The following is a 21,031-nucleotide window of genomic DNA, read 5'->3' as shown; positions in this document are numbered from 1 at the left end:
TTGGGCGGAATGGCTGAAAAACAGGGGAAATCAAGTTCAAAAAAAGACTCATCCAAGGCAAAGAAGGGAGCAAAGACAAGCCTTCTGGCCTTTTTCGGTGATTCGCGTACGCGTACCGTTGCCGGGCTGTTCTTCGTCATCATTGCCGTTTTTCTGACGGTCTCTTTCATTTCATATCTCATAGATGGCCCTGCCGACCAGAGCAAGGTTCAGGAAATGGCCGACACCATCGGCAATCCAGAGGAAACGGTGAACAACGCCATGGGCAAGATCGGTGCGGTAGTGGCCGAAGCCTTCATTTACGATTGGTTCGGCATCGCCTCCTTCCTCTTCCCTTTCCTTTTTCTGATAGTCGGACTGAAAGTAATGCTGCGCAGGACCATCGTTTCCATACCGCGCGCCATTAGGCATTCGCTCTTTTTCCTCTATGCGCTGCCATTGGCAATGGGCTTCCTGTTCGAAGAGAATTTCGTGCTTTCGGGTGGATTGGGTTACCAGCTCAACCGTTGGACCTCCAGCCTCATAGGCGGTGCAGGAACCGGGTTGCTATTGCTGTTCCTGTTTGTGGTATATGCTGCGGTGGTGTTCAACCTATCGGTAGATGGTATCAAAGCACTGTTCGCTGCCAAGCCAAAAGAAGGCGAGGAACATGCAGATGATGAAGATGAGGATTTCGCACCCGTTGCCGATGTAACGGTGAAGACCAACGAACTGGACCTTACCGAAACGGACGTGGTTGAAAAACCCGTGGTGGTGGAAGAACCAAAGGCAGAGCTTGAGTTCGAAAAACCCATCGAGGAGCCGATGGTCAAAGAGGGCGTGAGAAAAGTGGAATCCGCAGCCGATGACGCTGAGAATGTTCAGTTTGAGATAGAGACCACCACCGTGGAGGAAGAAACAGTGGACGAAGCAGATGGCGAAGACATGGGCGAATACGACCCCACTTTGGATCTGAGCCACTACAAAAAGCCAGGAATTGATCTGTTAGAAAGCTACGGAAAAGGCGAGATATCGGTGGATCAGGAGGAGTTGGAATCGAACAAGAACCGTATCGTTTCCACGCTCAAGAACTACAACATTGAGATCGATCGCATCAAGGCCACTATTGGCCCGACCGTAACGCTCTATGAAATCGTTCCCGCTCCAGGAATCCGTATCTCTAAGATCAAGAATCTGGAGGATGATATTGCCTTGAGCCTTTCGGCCTTGGGAATCCGCATCATTGCACCCATTCCTGGCAAGGGAACCATCGGTATTGAAGTTCCGAACCAGAACCCTGACACGGTTTCGATGAAGGCGGTGCTGAGCTCAGAGAAGTTCCAGCATTCCAAAATGGAACTTCCCATTGCTTTGGGAAAGACCATTTCGAATGAAACGTATGTAACTGACCTTGCCAAAATGCCGCACTTGCTCATGGCAGGTGCTACGGGACAAGGTAAGTCGGTAGGTTTGAACGCCATTCTCGCTTCCATCCTTTACAAAAAGCATCCTGCGCAGGTCAAATTCGTATTGGTGGATCCGAAAAAAGTGGAACTGACGCTCTTCAATAAGATCGAGCGTCACTTTTTGGCCAAGTTGCCTGATACGGATGAGGCCATCATTACCGACACGCAGAAAGTGGTGACCACGGTCAACTCGCTGTGTTTGGAGATGGACAACCGCTACGAACTCCTCAAAAACGCGCAATGCCGAAACCTGAAGGAGTACAACGCCAAGTTTATCGCGCGCAAGCTGAACCCGAAAGAAGGACATCAGTTCCTTCCGTATATCGTGCTGGTAATTGATGAGTTTGCCGACCTGATCATGACAGCGGGTAAGGAAATTGAAACGCCCATCGCCCGTTTGGCACAGCTGGCGCGGGCCATCGGAATTCACCTGATCATTGCCACGCAGCGACCTTCGGTGAACATCATTACAGGTACCATCAAAGCGAACTTTCCCGCGCGTATCGCTTTCCGCGTGACGTCTAAAATCGATTCAAGAACAATCCTTGATGCGGGCGGTGCCGATCAGCTCATTGGTCGTGGTGATATGCTTCTTTCCACAGGAAATGACATGATCCGTATTCAATGTGCCTTCATCGACACACCTGAAGTGGAAAAAGTGTGCGATTGGATCGGTTCGCAGCAGGCATACCCAAGTGCGTTTGAACTCCCAGAGTTCATCAATGAGAATGATGGCGGTGAATATGGTGCGCTGGATCCGAGCGACCGCGATGCACTTTTTAACGAAGCCGCCCACATCGTTGTGCAACATCAGCAAGGTTCTGCATCTTTGCTGCAGCGCAGACTGAAACTCGGTTACAACCGTGCAGGTCGCATTATCGACCAATTGGAAGCTGCGGGGATCATCGGACCATTTGAGGGCAGCAAGGCCCGACAGGTGCTGATCCAAGATGAAATGAGTTTGGAACAAAAGTTGCAAAACGGGGGTTGAGAAAATTAATTATGCTTAGAAGAATTCTATTCGCGGTACTTATACCGCTTACCATTTTTGCCCAGAATGACGAAAAGGCCGAGGCCATCCTGAAAGCGGTGAGCAGCACCAACAGCGCTTACAAAGACATTCAGGTATCTTTCAGCTACACGCTGAATAACAAGCAGGCCGACATTAACGATACGCGCGATGGCGAACTGACATTATCTGGCAACAAATTCCATCTGAAATTGATGGGACAGGACATTTACAGCGATGGAAAGATCGTTTGGTACGTGATGAAAGATGATCAGGAAGTACACGTGAAATCGGTGGATGATTTCCGTTCGGAGACTGACCTTGATCCTGCCAATATTTTCAATCAGTATGATGAAGGGTTCAAATCGAAGTTCCATGGCGAGGAAACCGTGGATGGCAAAACGCTCAACGTGGTCGATCTTTTCCCAGAAGACCCAAGCAAGAAAGGCTACTCTCGTATTCGGTTAGGAATTGATAAAAAGACCAACCACATCGTTTATTCCAAAACCTTTGGCAAAGACGGAACCGATTACATCTTGAACGTGAAATCGATGAAGATCGATGCGGGTGTTCCTGCCGATCAGTTTGTCTTTTCTCAGGCCAAGTACGAAGCGGAAGATTTTGATGTGGTGGATTTCCGTTGATCAACGGAACAGCGTTACACCACCACGATAGATGTGCGGTTCGCCCTTCACGTCCAGAATATTGAACTGGTAGACATAGACGCCTTCTTGCACCTGCTGTCCTTTGTAAGTGCCATCCCAGTGATGATCGTATTCGTTGGATTCGAATATCTGCTCGCCCCAACGATCGTAGATACGCATTCGATATTTTACAATGCCAATGCCTGAGCCGAAGAACTCATCGTTCTTGCCATCCGAATCGGGTTTGAATGCTGAAGGAATGTAGAATCGGAAATCTGGATCGACCTTCACGGTCACCATAGCTGTGTCCTTGCAACCGAACTGGGTGGTAACGTATTGAATGATGTCGTAATAGCCTGTGTCGGCATATTCATGAACAGGGTTCGGAATGGTCGAGGTGGCGTTATCGCCCCAATCATAAAGCCAATCGGTAACATTGGGCGAAGCCTGATCGGTTATGCGAAACTCAGGAAACAAGATGTCGGCTCGCATCGGATCCACCGAGAAAAGCGCATCCGGTTTCGGGTACTCGGTCATGTAATCAATGTAGGTTGTGTCCGAAACACATCCGTTGGCCGAAGTAACTTGCAACGAAACCGAATAAACTCCCACGTCCATTGGCCCCAGATCCTGATCGTAATAGATATGGTCTGGATTGCGTGTGGAAACCGTGCCTGGCTCATCACCAAAATTCCATTGCCAAGCAGAAAGCAAATACGGAGATGGAATCGTACTCAGGTCGGTAAACCAAGCGTGGAAAGGCTGACAACCGAAATTCGTATCAACGGTGAATTTCACCTCGGGCAATGGGTAGATCTCAACGGGATGCACAACCGTATCCTGACAACCGTGGTTGGTAGTGACCGAGAGTTCCACATTATAGAACCCGTAATTCAAGAAAACATGAGACGTGTCCTGAGCATTGCTTGAATAACCGTCAGTGAAATTCCAATTCCAGTTGGTGATGGAATCTATCGGACCATTCTCGATGGTAGAAAGGTCTTCAAACACGGTTGTATCATTTAAGCAATTGGCCAGCTGATCACTGAAATCCGCCACAGGTTTCGGATATACCCGAACAGGACCAAGTGTGGTATCAGCTTCACATCCAGAATCTGTAACCACCGAAAGTTGAACGAAATAGTCTCCCCAAACACCATAATTGTGTATCGGGTTCTGTTGTTGAACAGGCTGTGTTCCATCTCCGAACTTCCAGATCCATCCCGTTACGTTATATGCACCACCAACACTCGAAAGATCGGTGAAGCTTGTACCCAATGGGTAGCAGACCGTATCATACGTGAACATGGCCGTGGGTACTGGAAATATCTCAATGGTCTGAACCATTGTATCTCTACAGCCATTGTTCGAAAGGATCAATAATTCCACATCATAGAATCCTGCTTGAGGGTAGATCTGCCCCACAGGCTGCTGATTCGGTGAAACATTTCCGTTCCCAAAATCCCAATGATAATCGGTGATCGTACCCTGCTGTATGCTTGAGGTATTTTGGAAGACCGCTGCATCGTACAGACAAACATCATGGAATGTGAAGTCCGCTATGGGCAGCACATAAACATCTGCAGCAATGGAAGCTGTGTCCAGACAGCCATTGTCCGTCTCCGTGATCAACGTTACGGTATAAACTCCGCTGGTATCATATAAGTAAACTGGAGATTGATCGGTTGAGGTTCCAGCGTTATCTCCAAAATCCCAATCCCAAGAAACCACGGCCGAGCCGCCTGCCACAACGGTCTGGTCAACAAATACGTTCTCGTCATTCTGACATGCAGGAATAGGGTTGAAATCCGCAGTAGGCTTGGGGTAGACAATGATCGGTTTTGAAACGCTATCCACACATCCGAGATCCGTTTCCACCACCAACGACCCTATGTATTGACCTCCCGGATCATAGATGTGAACAGGGTTTTGATCGGTCGACTGTCCGCTGTCTCCGAAATACCAATTCCAGCTCACAATACTTCCACCAGAAACTGTAGATGTATCTGTGAATGTCATTTCAAGTTGTGCGCAAACCGTATCGTTCACAAAACCTGCAGTTGGGGCCGGATGCACCACCACCGACTGGGTTATCGTATCTCTACAGATGGAATCGGTGGTCACGATCAAGGTCACGTCAAATGTTCCTGTATCGCTATATGAATGTACTGCGTTTTGCAGGTTTGAGAGGGCGGTCTGATCACCGAAATCCCATTGCCAGGCCTCTACCGTTCCAGCATCAACGGTTGAGAGGTCATTGAAGGTTGACAAGGTTCCATAGCATACATCGGCAGCAGAAAAATCAGCTGTAGGTAGTGGAAATGCATAAACCTGCTGCGTCAACGAAGATGGACACCCGCTATCGGAAACGGCCACCAATGTGACATTATAATATCCGTAAGGACTGAACTGATGGGTCGTGTTCTGAGACTGAACAGGCTGCGAACCATCACCGAAATCCCAACCCCAACCTACCACCTGACCCGTATCGATGGTTGAAAGGTCGGTGAATGTGAAAAGCGTGTCCTGACAGACGTTCTCAAACTCAAAACCGACATTCGGTGGCGGATTGGCCCACACCGAACTCCAAGCCGTATCGCGACAACCGAGGTCGTTGGTCACCACCAACTGAACTTGGTAAAGACCTGCCGTATCATACGCATGAGAAGGGTTCTGAACTCCGTTCACCACCGTTCCATCACCAAAATCCCATTCCCAATCGACAATGTTTATCGGTGGCAAGTTGGCCGGATAATTACTGAAGGATTGGTCCACGAAATGGACAGCCGAATCCACACACGCGCCTGGCGGATCGAAGAACGCTCCCTGCGGGTCATCCACATAGTAAACATTGATGGAATCGTGTCCGGTACACCCTTCGTTATCGGTCACTTCCACCACATACAAGCCTTCTGTCACCCATCTGTGCGGGCCAACATAGCCATCATTCCAAACGAACGTATACGGTGGCGTACCGCTGGAGACAATGGCGTTCATTTCCACCGAGTCGGTACATGAAATGGCAACCGTGTCAATATCCACGTCCAATTCAAGTCCGGTAATGGTGAACTGATACGTGAAATTGGAATAACCGACCACGGGACAATTATTATCGAACGCGGTCATGACCAACGTTTGGGTAGTTCCTACATACGAAGGTCCGGGCAACCAAACGAACTGTCCGACAATGCCTCCGGGCGCTGAACCATTGGGAACCGTATTGAATGTAGCCCCAGGAAAATCTGACAGATTCTCCGCAACCATACCGTAGGTCAAGTTCGGCAAGGTGTTGTTCAGGTAAATGTCCAGTTGTATCGGATTATCTGTACAGATGACAAATGTGTCCGCATCAAAAATCCCGTCCTGGTCAATATCGAAGTCGCTCCCTGGGTTCTGCGGACAGTTGTTGATCACGCGTACCTGCATGTCGCGGACCACGCGGCCTATCAGTACACCGTTCCGATATTCCTCCACCATCACCCCGATAACCGTTATCTGACCGTTACTGGTCGGGTGCGTGGTAATTGTTCCATTGTTGAAGTTGTAGAAAGTAGATGAAAGCGGGTTGTTCTGACTGAAGCCACCCAAGTAGCTTACACTTGCATTCGGATCGTACCAAGGCGTGTAGAGACTATAAACAAGCATATCTCCATCGGGGTCGGTTGCCGTTGCAAGGATCGTGTTGTCCTGATTCAGACAGATGAAACCACGCGCTGGCACATCGAACTGAGGCGAACTGTTGCATGGCGCAGCCTGATTGTTCAAGAACGCACTCACATAGATATCCTGACTACCCGGTGCATTGATCGTATTGATGGACGCGCTCCGACAACAAAGGTCATAGCTCATCGTCCAGTCGGAACAAGGGGGCAACGTTGTCGTTGCCTCGTAAACATACTCCTGAATACCGGGATTGTTACCACTGCCGCAGTTGGATGCTTGACAGTAAACCGGCAATTCGTAATCCACCAGATACTGATCGAACGGAGGAAATGGCGGATCGGGAGGCAAAAGCGTCATCCCCAAACTCTGGTTACCGCACGATGACGAAATGTTGATGGACGGAGCGGTTGGTGCTGCAATACCTCCACAATCGCGATAGAATACCAATCGAATTCGGTATTGATCGCCTCCGAGGCACTCATAAGTGATCTCAGCTCCAAGCGCGTGAGAAGCCTCCGCCTTCTTGCCCCCGAAAGCGATAATTATCGCCACAAGAAAAAGCAGGTTCAGAATGGGGTTCTTCATTTCGTCAATCGGTCGCTGGTCAACCGATTCAAGAACGTTTCGTTCAGGGTTCGGTTGCTAACAAATTCAGGCTCAAATTGAATTCAAACCCTTACAACCAAAAATAACCAAAATAAGATGCGGCAATGTCAGATTCCTACCCAATCAACTCCCTTTCGAAGAAGGTTAAGTGTCTGAAATTCAAGACCATTCTTCTGCGGTTGAAAATTATAGATCCAGGAAGCTGTTTCGGGCAGGCTCATCAAGATCGATTCAATGCGGCCATCGGTCTCCAATCCGAACTTGGTTCCCTTGTCGTAAACGAGGTTGAATTCTACATATCGGCCGCGCCTCAGATTGCGCCATTGCAGATTCGTGTCATCAAAACTTGAATTTTTGTTTTTCGACACCAAGTGGCGATAGGTTGGAGCAAAGGTTTGACCAACGGCTTGCACGAAATTCCAAATATCCTCCTTCGATCTTCCCTCGCTCTCTTTCAGCCGATCGAAGAATATGCCCCCGATGCCGCGCGTCTCATTCCTGTGCTTGATGAAGAAATAATCATCTGCCCATTGCTTGAATTTCGGGTAATAAGAAGCATCCGATCGATCGCAGGTGTTCTTCAGCTGCTGATGAAAGAACTTGGCATCTTCCGCCTGTATGTAATGAGGCGTGAGATCGATGCCGCCACCGAACCAATAGGTGCCATCGTTCAGTTCGAAATACCGCACATTCATGTGTATGATGGGCACGAACGGATTGTAAGGATGGATGACAATGGAAACGCCTGTGGCGAAAAATTCATTGGAAGAAACTCTCAATGCTTTGACGATGTTCTCCGTGAGTTCGCCATGCACGGCCGAAAAATTCACGCCTCCTTTTTCAAACACCTTTCCATGCTGAATAACACGCGAATGACCGCCACCACCGCCTGGTCGTTCCCACGAATCCTCCACAAATTTGGCCTTGCCGTCCTCGGCTTCCAGCTCTGCACAGATGTGCAGCTGTAATTGGCGGAACCAGTCGCTTATCTCAGTTTTCGTTGGATTCAATCCTGTGCCAATTTCATTTCAAGCCCTGTGTAATCCACAATCCACGCCCGTGTGTTCTCAAAACCTCCGTCAGGAATCCGCTTCCAACCAAACACCGATTGAAGTCTGGTCTCCTCCACCGATTCCATGTACTCAGGTCCATCTTCCCGTATTCCTGAAAGATTCTTGATGAAGTGCATCGCAATATCATAACCTCTGAACGCAAATGTGCTTGGTTCTGCATTGAACTTCTCGCGGAACTTCTGCACGAAATACTGCACTTCCAACCTATCGTAATCTACATGGAAAGGAACAGGCATGTGAATGCGCAGATCATCAAAATGATCCACTTCCAAATTCTTGTAGCCTTGCCAAGAGTTGGGCGCATAACCAACGATATACGCTTCTTCCGTCCAGTCGGAAAGCCTTCGTGTCAATCCTGCAAGTTTCACCTGATTGTTGCTGAGAATGACCACGTTGTTCCTTTTGGTGAGTGAAAGACGATTGCGGATGGAATCGGACCCGACCGTGTAAATGTTGTAGGCAGGAAACTTTGCCGCATTCACTCCTGCAGTTTCCAAACCTTTGCGGAAACGAACGATCATGGCCAACTCATCAGCTGCGTTGTAATGCAGAATCATATTCTGGGTGGAATCGGAAAGGGCGAGGTAGCGCCCCATCTCCGTGATCATCGTTTCATCTGAAGGAATGAGACGGAATACGTAAGGATTTCCCGACAGGATATTATCGCCTTTGATGGTTGGCGAAACCACCGGAATACAATTCTGATACGCGTAGTCGGCCACTTCTTTGAAAACCTGCGAATAGAGCGGCCCGATGATAAGGTCGGTGTTTTTCAACTCACCCTTTCCGATCAGTTTCTGAACCAGCCAAGGACGATTTTCCGTATCTATAACTTTTACATTTACATTAAATCCGACCGACTTCAAACTGTCCATCGCCAGCAGAAAGCCTTCGTAAAACTGAAGGGCAATTTCCGAACGTTCGAAGACCTTTTCATCCTCTTCTGGAAGTCGAGCTGCGGCCAAGGTATCGTTGATCTCCAAGTAAAGTGGCAGCAACAGCGTGATGTTTCCCGTGGTCGGGATCAACCCAGGATCCTTCATTACCGAAGTTTCCTTTTTGATGATGTCGGGCAGACCGACCATCTGCAATTTCATCTCCTTCTTCTCCCCCTCTACTTTTTCACCACCAAAAATTTTGGGTGTCGGGATGCGAATAATTGAACCAACCTTCAACCCCTCCGATAGTTCAGGGTTGGCATCCACAATGGCTGCAATCGTGGTGTTGTATTCCTTTGAAATGGCGTACAACGTTTGGCGTGGCGGAACGGTGTAAAGCACGTATTCGCCATCCAGTTCGAGTTTTTCGGGCTCCTTATTTTCTTCGCGGGTTTCGCCAACGGCACTTTGTAGGATCTTCAGGAATTGACCGAGTTTCAATCCATCCAACACACCCGGATTATCGAATGCGATCCTACTCAGTTTGACCTCATACGTCTTGGCAATTGAAAAGAGCGTTTGCTTGGGTTCCACGGTGTGGATGATATACACCTCGCCCTCAATTTTGGCGGTGCTATCGCTTTTGGTTACCTGCACATCTTGCGCCAGCCCAACTTGGACATGCACCATGAAACAGGCAGCGATTATGACGGTCAGTTTCCTCATTCAGAGGCTTTCTTACGTTCTATTCCCACTCAATGGTTGCAGGCGGCTTGGAAGAGATGTCGTACACCACACGATTGATGCCGCGCACCTTATTGATGATCTCGTTCGAAACCTTGGCCAAAAACTCATACGGAAGATGACACCAATCGGCCGTCATTCCGTCTCTGGAGGTCACAGCGCGCAGACACACGGCATTCTCATACGTTCGTTCATCGCCCATCACACCAACGGAATTCACGGGAAGAAAAATGGCACCGGCCTGCCAAACCTCATCGTAAAGATCATGCTCCAACAGACCTGAAATGAAAATATGATCCACTTCCTGAAGGATCCGCACTTTCTCTGGCGTGATGTCTCCAAGAATTCGGATGGCCAACCCTGGTCCGGGAAACGGATGACGCCCCAAAAGCCGTTCCGGCAAGCCAAGATGCTTCCCAACCTCTCTCACTTCATCCTTAAAAAGTGTGTTCAACGGTTCCACCACTTTCAGTTTCATTCGCTCTGGCAGACCACCCACATTATGATGTGATTTGATGGTGGCCGAAGGTCCATTTACCGATACAGACTCGATCACATCCGGATAAATTGTACCCTGCGCCAACCATTTAACATCCTTTATAAGGTGCGCTTCCTGATCGAACACATCGATGAAAACACGCCCGATGATCTTGCGCTTGGTCTCAGGGTCGCTCACGCCTGTCAATTCCCCAAGGAAATCGGCTTTGGCATCCACGCCTTTTACGTTCAATCCCAACCCTTGGTAGGTCTGGAGAACGGTCTCGAACTCGTTCTTACGCAGTAGTCCGTTATCCACAAAAATGCAGAAGAGATTGTCTCCGATGGCCTTTGAAAGCAACATGGCAGCCACGCTGCTGTCCACACCGCCTGAAAGTCCAAGAACCACGCGGTCGTTGCCCAAACGCTCCTTCAATTGCGCAACCGTACTGTCAATGAATGAATCGGCTGTATGGTTTTGTGAGCAGCCACAAATTCCAACCACAAAGTTTCTGAGAAGCGTCAATCCATCCAAAGAGTGTGTCACTTCTGGATGAAATTGAATACCATAGGTCTGCTCGTTCTCAAAACAGAACGCGGCCACTTCCACATCCTTGGTGCTGCCGATCAACTTGGCTCCATTTGGAAGTTTGGTGATGGTATCGCCATGCGACATCCACACCTGCGAAGTTTCTGGAACCCCTTTCATCAGCGCATTGCCGCCATCCGAAAAGGAAAGATTGGAACGGCCGTACTCGCGCGAGTTGGATGCTTCGACATTTCCTCCATTTGATTGCGCCAAGAACTGCGCGCCATAGCACACGCCCAACAGCGGCAATTTCCCTTTGATGTTGGCAAGTTCAGGAATCGGAGCACCTTCATCCCGAACAGAAGAAGGACTTCCAGAAAGGATAACGCCTTTCACATCGGCCGTTATCTCCGGGATCTTATTGAACGGATGTATCTCGCAGTAAACATTCAGTTCGCGAACTCTACGCGCAATAAGCTGCGTGTACTGCGAACCAAAATCAAGGATCAGAATGGTCTCTTGCATCAATCGGGATTTCAAACGGCAAATTTATCCTTTGTGCAAAGGACGGGCAATGGCACGCAAGGAATTATCAAGACAGTTACTAACGTCCTCTATGACCATTGACCGGTTTCCAGAGTTGACCCTTGACCTCCTTCTTGCAGAAATAGCATCTGCTATGAATCTCATCATGATTGTACCAACGATGATCTGCGTTAACGGATTCGCAATCCTCACCCTTGTCAGCAATTCCCAGGTCGATCAAAAACCATGGGAGCCGTTCACGAACCCAAAGTCTCCAGCCGTATGGATGATTGTAAAACATGAATACTCACTTACACTCAGGTGCAATTCCATTCACGTATTTCGAGATTTCTGAAAGCGGCAAAGCATCGCTTCCATCAAAATCGGTGATCTGTTTGGCCGTTACGTGTTTTTGGTGATACCGTAAAAACGTTCGCGCCAGCGGAATGTAACTCCAATGCCATTCTTCTTCTTCGTAACCGTTCGGTCGGTCTGTTCCCTTTTGCGAATACACTTGGCAGAAACCGAATTCGTAAGCATGGTCGCGCAGCCATTCGTATTCCTTCTTGCCCTTTCCACTTTGGAAATAGTTGGAGCTGAGTGAATTGATGTCGATGTCGGTTCCCCAATGATGACGGGAAGTTCCCGGCATGGAACTGTACTTCAGAATTTCCTTAGTGCGTGCTGCCTCATCTGGAATGGTGGTTCTCAGGTTCTGGCCATTCACCAAACGTTGTCCGTTCCACTTGGCTTCCCAAATGCGTTTCTGATGGTCAAAATTTCGCGTGGCTGAAATGATGGTGAGGTTCACACCATCCTTCACCGCTGCTTGTCGCATGAGTTTGAATGCGTCCAACGCTTCTTTCCTCAAGTACATTTCTTCTTTATTGGCGTATGCCGATGGAATCTTCACAAAATCAGCATGCTTAATATAATCGAACCGCCCGAGCACGTATTGCAACGAATCGACCGGTTGCGCTTGGGCAGAACCCGCGAGCGCGATCAGGAAAACAGTGATGAAAATTCTCATTTCGGATAAAGCACGGTCACGAATCCTGCATGATCCATGCCACGCACGTTGGCAATGTAATAGTACGTTCCCTCCTTGACCATTCCGTCTGTGCGCTGCTTCCCATCCCAGCAGTTGCCGCCCATCTTCTCAGAATCGTACAGCAAACGTCCCCATCGACTGAAAACCTTCAAGGTATAGCAGTCATCCAAATTGCCCAGAAAATCAGGCTTGAAACAATCGTTGTAGCCATCTCCGTTGGGCGTGAAAACGTTCGGGTACTTCACGGCCAACGAATCATCGGTAAACCAACCGTTGCTGTAATCAACCGTGAGCGAATCGGAGCATGCGCCATTTTCGGTAGTAACCGTTAGCGTCACCAACGGTCCATTGTTCGGCTCCAGGAAAAGGGTCGGATTCGGTTCGTCTGTTTCATATCCGTCAATATTCCAATGGTAGGCATCTGCTCCATCTTGCATCGCCACAAAACTGACCGAATCTCCCAAGCAGCTCTGACTTATCGCCACATCGAAATCTGCCGATGGCGAAGGGACCGAACTGATGTGAACCACGGCAGTATCCTGACACGCACCATCTGATGCGGTGACCGTGTACATTTCCGCAAATCCGGCCACGATGTACGGATTGGAACTGGTTGAATCGCTTACACCAACTGTTGGCGACCAAAGGAATTCCGTTCCACCAACAACCGTTATCATCACGCTATCGCCATTGCACAGGGTCGTGTCGGGATAGACATCAATACCGAAAACAGACACCAATACCGAATCAGAATCCTCACAACCTTCCTGATTTGTTATGGTGAGATGATACCACGTTTCTTCGGTCGGAGATGCGTATGGTTGCGCCACCGTAGAATCGCTCAGCGTTGAGGTCGGAGACCAACTGTAACTGTAGCCGGAAACAGCGTCAGAGCCGATCATGGCGGAATCTCCCGGACAAAGGCTTGCACCGTTTCCAGCATCAGCAGCATCCGTTAGTTGCCCAACAGTTATCGTGGCAACGGCCGTATCTGTAAACGGAGTTCCGGTACAGGAAATAACGCCACTCCCCACAAGAAGAACCTCGTAAACGCCAGGCGTATCGTACGTGAAAACAGGGTTGGCCAGATCGGATGAATCGCCATTGTCGAAATACCACATGAAATCGGACGCATTGGTAATGGTGGATTCGAACTGAACTTCGAGCGGTGCGCAACCCGTAACGTTCAGTCCGGATGAGATCTGTACATCAACGGTAGAAAGTTCCATGGCCAGTTTGATTACACCGAGGTTGCACTCATTCGTACCCGACTGATCCGTCTCTGACCAAACTCCAGGCGTGGTTGGAAAATCGTTGGCCGCACCGCAGGCCGCGCAAACAGCTTGATAAATGACTCCGTTCGGATCAAATCGACTTGTTCCTCCATCGACATGTTCTTCACTCGCACCTCCGTAATACGTGGCGTAAAGCAGCGAACTCGCATCCGTCTCCAGCACCAAAAAGTAGAAATCACTTCCATCTGTTGTCTGCTGAACCGCATCAGATGTAGTTGGCATGTTGAAGGTATTGCCACCTGCATTTGCATAAGGCGTAGCATTGACCGCACCACCCCAACCTGAGATGTAAACGCGCTCGCAGATGTCAACCAGAAATGCCGTAGGCGAGAGATTGATGGTGGAGGAACCGCTGCCGAATACCGTTGAGTAGATGCTTGTAGAAAGATCGGGCGTTATTTTTTGAATGAACTGCTTGCCATTATTGTTCGAATAGACACCGCTTGAAACGGGATAACTGCCAGTTGTTTGACCGTACAGATACACGTCTCCGTCATTATCCACCTCCACAAAAAAAGACTGATCGTATAGCGAGGTTCCGATGTATGACGAATACAAAAGACCAGAGCCATCGGCAGAAACATGTGCCACGAAACCATCAGCCGAACCTCCTTGGTAGGTGGCGTTCAAAGCCGTTCCGGCAATGGGAAAGTCCTGACTGGTGGTTCCTCCTGTGAGATAGACATCATCGGTAGAACTGATCTTGAGCGAATAACCCGCGTCTGCCCCACTTCCACCAAGACAGGTACACCATTCCAGCACAGAAAGATCGGGATTGAACTTGGCAAGACAGGCATCCTGCGTTCCGTTAAGCGATTGTCCGAAGGCACCGGTCGTAACTGGAAAATCGGACGATTCGGTGGTCATGGCCACATAGATGTTATCATCCGCATCCACGATGACCTCACCACGGAAAACATCGTTGTAGTTGTACCGCAACGTGGCATTCTGGTTCAGGCCATCATTCAGTGAACCGCCCAAATAGGTGGATCCGACCAACGAAGAACCATCCGCACTCAGAACCGTGACGCTGATGTCCGAACCGTTGGAATATTCGGCACCGTTGTACACATATTGCGCGTAAGTGCCACCGCCAAAAGTATTGTCGAATGCGTTTGGTGTTGTCGGGAAATTGCTGGAGCCTGTCGTACCCAAAATAACCAGTTCTCCTTGGCTGTTGACCACCATGCTGTGCGGTGCATCCATGTCATCTCCACCGATATAGGTTGAGTATTCAAGACCGGTTCCATCAGGTGTGAATTTGGAAATGGTCATATCGCGAACCCCGCCAAAAGTGGCAGCGTAAGAACCCGTTACGTAAGGATAGCCAAGCCCGTAAGCGAAGCCACCACCGTAGAGCGCACCAGCATCGTCATACGTTGCAGTAAACCCGAAATTGTCTGAAGTAGACCCAGAATAACTTGCAAAGACCAACGTTGGGTCGATCACCAGTTCGTGTTGCGAATCGTACCCATCAGGAAACACAAAACTCACAGTATTGCCGCGTAACTTGTAGCGACAAGCGACTTGAATCTTTTTACCGTTGACAATTTGGTAAGCCAATGGAATCGACTCTTCCACCGTGTTGTAAGTATTCTCAATCACCAACCGACCATTTTTCAGGTGAATGCTGTTCGCGCCTTCATATTGCATTTGAAGCTGATCGATATCGGCTTCTGGCGCAATGATCACATCATATTTCAGATGACCGCCACGTCCGAAATACTCAAGGTCGATGCCTTGGTAAATGTTCTGATAGCGAATTCGGTCATAGGAGCGCACATGCCCAACCTGATACTTGGCGGTGATGTAATTGCTGTAATCTGGAAACATGCGACCGGTCGGTTTCACCTTTGCATCGCCATCTGCTCCACCGAAAACCATCTGGTAAGCATGACCTCCCAACTTGGCATTGGCCGATAGTTGCTGATGATGATCCGTATGCAGCAACTCTGGCGCGTAGAAACTGAAGGTCAATCGGTCTTTCTCGAAATACAGATCGGCATTGGCCACCCGGAGTTTGAACTCCACATTCTCGGGCAGTTGCCCTTTGTTCTCAATGAACTTTGGTGGATTGTCCGCCAAGCCGACAATGGAAACGCAGAGGGTTAGAAAAGTCGAAAACACTATTCTGAAACCCCATCTTTCCATATCTCGATCTTGATCTTACTTTAATAAATGAGCGTTACGTAGCCCTTCTTCTTGTAACCGTTCACCGAAGAAATGTAGTAGTACGTTCCTTCATCGCAACGCTTGCCTGCTTTGGTGCGGCCATCCCAGCAATGGTTCTGACCTGCGGTTGATTCAAAGATAAGCGCTCCCCAACGGTTGAACACCTGCAACTCGTAGCAATCGCTGAAACGACCATCGAATCCGGGTTTGAAGCAATCGTTGATGCCATCGAAATTGGGCGTGAATGCAGTCGCATAAGCAATGTCAATCGTATCGTTCCCGAACCATTGGTTTGAGAAATCGATGGTGACCGAATCCACACACAGACTATCATTGTTGTACGTGTAAAGCGTGATCACGCTTCCCTGTCCCGGTTGGTAAGTATGGGTCGGCTCAAATTCGGTCGAAATAGAACCATCGCCAAAAATCCAATAATAGGTTTCGCTGTTCTCGGAGTTGTTTCCGAACGTGGCGTAAATGCCATCGCAACTTGGCTCAAACGATGCTTGGAACGCTGAAATAGGAAGTGTCAGAATACCAATGGTCACATCTGCGGATGCTTCGCAACCGTATGCGCTGGTCACATTCACGGTGTAAGTGGTCGTTCCATTCGGACTCAGATATGGTGAGCCTGAACTTGGATCGCTGACGCCATCTGTTGGAGTCCAACTGAAGGTGGCACCACTACTTACAAACGCCTGCACGCTATCATTCAAGCAGATAATACTATCCGGCCATGCAGTCACGGAGAAAATGGTAATGCTCACCGAGTCAGAATTCACACATCCGTTGACATCTGTTCCGGTTACAAGATACACGGTCGGAACCAGCGGAGAGGCCGTTGGATCGGCACTCTGAGGATCGCTGATGCCCACCAGCGGACTCCAATTGTAGCTGTCAGCCCCTGTTGCATGGAGCACAAGACTTCCGTTGGCGCAGATCATACTGTCAACACCGGCATCTACAACCGGTAGCGGATTCACCGTCACGGTCATTTCATCCGTATCAACACAGTTGTTGTTATCGGTCACGGTCACCGTGTAGGTCGTGGTCTGCTCGGCAGTTGAAATTGGCAACTGCGCGTTCGCATCATCCAAATATGTTGAAGGACTCCATTGATACCCCGTTCCACCGGAACCTTGCAGTACAACGCTCTCTCCGATACAGATTTCTTGATCCGGTCCGGCATTGGCAACAGGAAGCGGGTTCACCGTCAACGTCATCTGGTCGGTGGCCTCGCAGCCAATATTGTCCTGAACGATCAACGTATAGGTGGTCGTCTGGTTCGGGTTGGCATCGGTTGTAGGGTTGGTCGGATCCGCCAAACCGATCGGTGGAACCCACTGATAGGTCACTCCTCCAGAACCCGACATCTGCGTTCCATCACCCGAACAGATCGCTTGATCCGGTCCGGCATTCGCATTTGGCAGCGGATTCACGGTTACGGTAACCTGTGCCGTATTCGTACAGAATGTACTGAACGTGATGTCATCCAAAGCAAAGTCATTTCCACCGACATTCGTGTTCTGATTCACCACGCAAATGGTGGCCGTGGTCGCATTTCCTGAGTTCCATGTCTCGTAAAACTGCGCCCAGTTATTGATGTTGAAAGGCGCATTGAACGGAGCACCAAGCACTTGTCCGTTGATCGAGAACTGGAGAATGGCCGGACTGTTCGCACTTACCGAACTCACCCATGTACCGAAGTAATAATCGGTATTGGGCGACACCGAAACGGTCTGACACCACACGCTTTGGTTAGGTGTTCCAGCACCATTCACCACCAGGAAGCTATCTACGGGCGCATTGCCCGTATGGCCGAGGCCATGGAACGATGGATGCACATCATTTGCATCTATTACCACGCTGTAAAGCCCTTCTGGAATGAGATTGGTGGAGTAACCGTAATCGCTTCCAAAGCCGACATTTCCTTGCGAAAAGTCTCCGTTGAACACCAAATTACCCGTTGGCTGACCGACCGTTACCGTATATGTGGTTGTGCTCAACGGTGTAGCGATCGGGTTGTGGATATTCGGATTGTTCAATCCCGATGTTGGGCTCCAACTGTAGGTCTGCCCTCCCGAAGAAAACAACTGCACACTTTCTCCCGCGCAGATGGTCGTATCAGGCCCTGCCAATGCATTCGGTAGCGGTTCTTGCCAAACGGTTACTGAATCTGAACTTGAACAGCCGATAATGTCGGTAACCGTAACCACGTACGTAGCCGTATCTGAAGAGAAGGTGACGATAGGATTGGAAATGTTCGGGTTGGAAAGGCCTGTTGTGGGCGACCATTGGTAGCCAACGCCTCCCGTAGCATTCAACTGAACATTGCTTCCAGCGCAAACGCCTTGATCAAATCCTGCGAAAGCTGTAGGAAGCGGACTTACCACAACTGTTACTGTATCACTTGCCAGACAACCGCTGCCATCATCCCCAACAACCGTGTAAACCGTTGTGGTTGTTGGTGAGGCGGTTGGGAATTGCGCATTCGGATCGGAAAGCCCGGTGGCAGGAGTCCAGGTCCAGCTCACCCCGCCAACAACACCTAATTGCGCCTGATCTCCGATACAGATGATCGTATCTCCGATGGCATCCACCAAGAACACATCCACCAGAACGGTGTCCGTATTCGAACAACCGTTGGCATCCGTTCCCTCCACCACATAATCGGTAGGAACGGAAGGTTGAGCGGTCGGATTGGAAATATTGGCATCGGAAAGACCTGTGGTCGGAGTCCAAACGTATGAATCTGCACCCGTTGCCTGCAATTGTACAGACTGCCCCAGGCAGAGCGTTTGATCCGCTCCTGCACCGACTGTCGGCAATGGATTAACGGTTACTGTAACCGTATCGGTTGAAGAACAACCGATATTATCACTCACGGTCACCACATAGGTGGTGGTAACTTGCGGACAGGCTTCTGGACTACTCGAATTGGCATCGGAAAGACCCGTTGCAGGAGACCAACTGTACGTGTCGCCACCAGATGCCTGCAAGGTTGTACACTCGCCAAAGCAGATGGCAACGTCAGCACCAGCATTTGCCACAGGCAGTGGCTGAACCGTTACCTGAACAGAATCAGATAGTTCGCATCCGTTCGCATCCGTGGCATCAACAACATAGGTTGTGGTCGAAGCAGGCCAAACTTCGGGGTTCGCCACATTTGCATCTGAGATGTTCACCGTAGGCGACCAACTGTAGGTTACCGCTCCGCTGGCAGTTAATTGAACCGTGTCTCCAACGCAGATCGTCACAGATGGCGAGACTGATAGTTGCGGTTGAAAGACCTGTACCTGCACCGTATCCAACCCAACACATCCGTCAGCATTGGTCACTCCTACAATATAGTTGGTTGTAACCGGAGGATAAACCGTAGGATTAGAAACTGATATGTTATCAATGAAGGAAACCGGGAACCATGCATAATCCACACCGCCCGAAGCATTCAACTGAACCGAATCGCCCGGACAGATCTGAACGTCTTGCCCAGCGTTGGCGCTTGCGTTGGAAAGCAGACCGACCGTAACCGTGTCTGTACCAGAACATCCCTCCGAATCAAACGCGGTTAGCACATAAGTTGTCTGACCGGTTATGGAAGCTGTTGGCTGCGAACTGTTCGGGTTGTCCAACCCTGTTGTTGGAGACCAAGAATATGTCCATCCGGGAATGGCGGGAGCACCGATCTGAACCGGAATCCCAGGGCAGGTTGCCGTATCGGGGCCTGCATTGGGCAACACCTGCGGCTGAACCGTTACCTGCTGTACGGTCGTGTCTGTACACAATGGGTCGTTCGGGTTGATGGGATTGTACACAACAAGCGTCAGATCGTATGTTCCCGGACCGGGATAAGTCCAACTCGGACTCTGCTGTGTAGATTGATCCGAGGTGGTGGTCGGGTCTCCGAAATCCCACCAGATATTGAAACCTGAAGAACTGCTTGCATTGAATTCTACAAACTCAGTACAGTTGATGAATGAGTTCGGTATCACTTCATTGATGTCATCCGGAAAGGCAACAGGAGCCTGACAGTTGACCACGTTGATCTGAATACATCTCCTCGTCTCTCCAAGCAGCACACCGTTCCGATATTCCTGCACACACATTCCGATCACATACGTTCCAATCGCATTGGGAGTCGCATTCAATTCACCAGTTTGCGGATCGATGGTGAGTGGAACTCCTCCCATCATATCATTTATGGAATAAGGTGCTTGCCACGAAATAGGCGTGTAAGGTGGTGCTCCAGGTGGATTCGGTTGAGGTGAACTTGACGTTGCCCCGGAATAAGGCGTGCAAAGCGAATAGACCAAAGAGTCTCCATCAAGATCGAATGCAGAATGGTCGAACTGCCATGGAAGATTGGCGCAAACGTAAAGTGGCGGAAGGTTACTCCAAATAGGGCTGCTGTTGTCGGGACTTGACCCTGAACCGGGAATGGTTGCCACATAAGTAGCCCCAACGTTTCCGGGATCAACGATATTCTGAACCACGGAATTCCTGCAACACCGCTGATAGGCAATGGTATAACCTCCAGGTGTAGGTGGCAAGGTGACAATGTCCGTATAGTATCCTGCCTCAGTACAAACGCTGTTCGGAGCAGTAACGCAACTCGAATTGATGGTTGATTGAAGTTGAACAATAGAATCCAACGAAAAACTCAGGTCTTGCACCAGGGTTCCAGAGGAATTGAAAATGCCTATTGCCGCAGGGTCATCAAACGGTGCCTGACCGCTAAGACAATCTCGGTAAACCACCAATGTAATGGCGTATTGACTGTTGCCGAGATACGTGTAAACGAGTTCTCCACCAACGATATGCGTGGCCGAGACCCGCTGCACAGTTATGAAAAACAGGATTGCGAGAAGCGAGAATAGTTGTTTCACAGATGCTTTCGTGTTGCAGGTTTGCAACCACTAA

General features: G+C 49.5%; 9 protein-coding genes. 2 read left to right on the top strand and 7 right to left on the bottom strand.

The features are described 5' to 3' along the window. Positions 1-9 precede the first annotated feature (9 nt). Both GC178_03045 and GC178_03040 read left to right on the top strand, forming a co-directional pair. Positions 10-2,436, top strand: a complete 2,427-nt coding sequence (locus tag GC178_03045) for a DNA translocase FtsK (protein MBI1286533.1) — start codon at positions 10-12, stop codon at positions 2,434-2,436. Between the two features lie 11 nt (positions 2,437-2,447). After that, positions 2,448-3,098, top strand: coding sequence for an outer membrane lipoprotein carrier protein LolA (locus GC178_03040; protein ID MBI1286532.1), 651 nt, complete (start codon positions 2,448-2,450; stop codon positions 3,096-3,098). Here GC178_03040 and GC178_03035 read toward each other — a convergent pair whose 3' ends face one another. The 7 genes from GC178_03035 to GC178_03005 form a co-directional block, all read right to left on the bottom strand. After that, a complete protein-coding gene (locus tag GC178_03035; GenBank protein MBI1286531.1) occupies positions 3,099-7,346 on the bottom strand; it encodes a PKD domain-containing protein in 4,248 nt (1,415 codons plus the stop codon). Between the two features lie 128 nt (positions 7,347-7,474). Beyond that, positions 7,475-8,377, bottom strand: a complete 903-nt coding sequence (hemF, locus tag GC178_03030) for an oxygen-dependent coproporphyrinogen oxidase (protein MBI1286530.1) — start codon at positions 8,375-8,377, stop codon at positions 7,475-7,477. After that, positions 8,374-10,044: an ABC transporter substrate-binding protein gene (locus GC178_03025; GenBank protein ID MBI1286529.1), complete on the bottom strand. Its 1,671-nt coding sequence runs from the start codon at positions 10,042-10,044 to the stop codon at positions 8,374-8,376. The genes hemF and GC178_03025 overlap by 4 nt, the downstream gene beginning before the upstream one ends. A gap of 19 nt (positions 10,045-10,063) precedes the next feature. Further along, positions 10,064-11,593, bottom strand: coding sequence for a glutamine-hydrolyzing GMP synthase (guaA, locus tag GC178_03020; protein ID MBI1286528.1), 1,530 nt, complete (start codon positions 11,591-11,593; stop codon positions 10,064-10,066). A 307-nt stretch (positions 11,594-11,900) separates the two neighbouring features. Then, complete coding sequence (locus GC178_03015) at positions 11,901-12,623, bottom strand: D-alanyl-D-alanine carboxypeptidase family protein (protein MBI1286527.1); 723 nt, start codon at positions 12,621-12,623, stop codon at positions 11,901-11,903. Next, positions 12,620-16,090, bottom strand: coding sequence for a T9SS type B sorting domain-containing protein (locus tag GC178_03010; GenBank protein MBI1286526.1), 3,471 nt, complete (start codon positions 16,088-16,090; stop codon positions 12,620-12,622). Before GC178_03010 ends, GC178_03015 begins: the two co-directional genes overlap by 4 nt. Before the next feature lie 20 nt (positions 16,091-16,110). Further along, positions 16,111-20,997: a T9SS type B sorting domain-containing protein gene (locus GC178_03005; GenBank protein ID MBI1286525.1), complete on the bottom strand. Its 4,887-nt coding sequence runs from the start codon at positions 20,995-20,997 to the stop codon at positions 16,111-16,113. Between the last annotated feature and the right edge of the window lie 34 nt (positions 20,998-21,031).

The sequence above is a fragment of the Flavobacteriales bacterium genome, assembly GCA_016124845.1.
GTDB lineage: Bacteria > Bacteroidota > Bacteroidia > UBA10329 > UBA10329 > UBA10329.
The sequence above is the reverse complement of the archived record's forward strand: the minus strand, read 5'-3'. Positions and strand labels throughout refer to the sequence as shown.

Excerpts from the sequence above, each read along its gene's own strand:
- GC178_03010 (MBI1286526.1), bottom strand. The coding sequence starts at position 16,090 with ATGGAAAGATGGGGTTTCAGAATAGTGTTTTCGACTTTTCTAACCCTC.
- guaA (MBI1286528.1), bottom strand. The coding sequence starts at position 11,593 with ATGCAAGAGACCATTCTGATCCTTGATTTTGGTTCGCAGTACACGCAG.
- GC178_03035 (MBI1286531.1), bottom strand. The coding sequence starts at position 7,346 with ATGAAGAACCCCATTCTGAACCTGCTTTTTCTTGTGGCGATAATTATC.
- GC178_03025 (MBI1286529.1), bottom strand. The coding sequence starts at position 10,044 with ATGAGGAAACTGACCGTCATAATCGCTGCCTGTTTCATGGTGCATGTC.
- GC178_03015 (MBI1286527.1), bottom strand. The coding sequence starts at position 12,623 with ATGAGAATTTTCATCACTGTTTTCCTGATCGCGCTCGCGGGTTCTGCC.
- GC178_03045 (MBI1286533.1), top strand. The coding sequence starts at position 10 with ATGGCTGAAAAACAGGGGAAATCAAGTTCAAAAAAAGACTCATCCAAG.
- GC178_03040 (MBI1286532.1), top strand. The coding sequence starts at position 2,448 with ATGCTTAGAAGAATTCTATTCGCGGTACTTATACCGCTTACCATTTTT.